Annotated in this window: 1 protein-coding gene; it reads left to right on the plus strand. The window is 44.5% G+C overall.

Features of this window, described 5'->3' with window-relative positions; all coding sequences use genetic code 11:
* Positions 1–35 precede the first annotated feature (35 nt).
* A complete protein-coding gene (locus DK871_RS28115) occupies positions 36–320 on the plus strand; it encodes a type II toxin-antitoxin system RelE/ParE family toxin (protein WP_096317127.1) in 285 nt (94 codons plus the stop codon).
* The last annotated feature ends 33 nt before the right edge of the window (positions 321–353 follow it).

Below are 353 nucleotides of genomic sequence, written 5' to 3' on the forward strand. Positions count from 1 at the left end.
AGCTGATCCAAAAACCGGAGTAAAGGTCTCGCTAGATGACCTATGAGTTAGAATTTGATCCCCGTGCGCTTAAGGAATGGCGTAAGTTAGGCGCAACCGTGCGTGAGCAGTTTAAAAAGAAGTTAGGTGAAGTACTGGAACAACCAAGGGTTGAAGCTAACCGACTACGAGAACTCCCAGACTGCTACAAGATTAAATTACGTCAAGTTGGGTACCGATTAATATACCAAGTGCACGATGAAAAAGTGTCGATCCTTGTTGTAGCGATAGGCAAAAGAGATAAATCAGAAGCGTATAAAGACGCTGGGAAACGAGTTTAAGGGGATGGGCACAAAACCCCTATGTGGCACATA

This window comes from Pseudomonas sp. L13 (assembly GCF_009935965.1).
Lineage (GTDB): Bacteria > Pseudomonadota > Gammaproteobacteria > Pseudomonadales > Pseudomonadaceae > Aquipseudomonas > Aquipseudomonas lactis.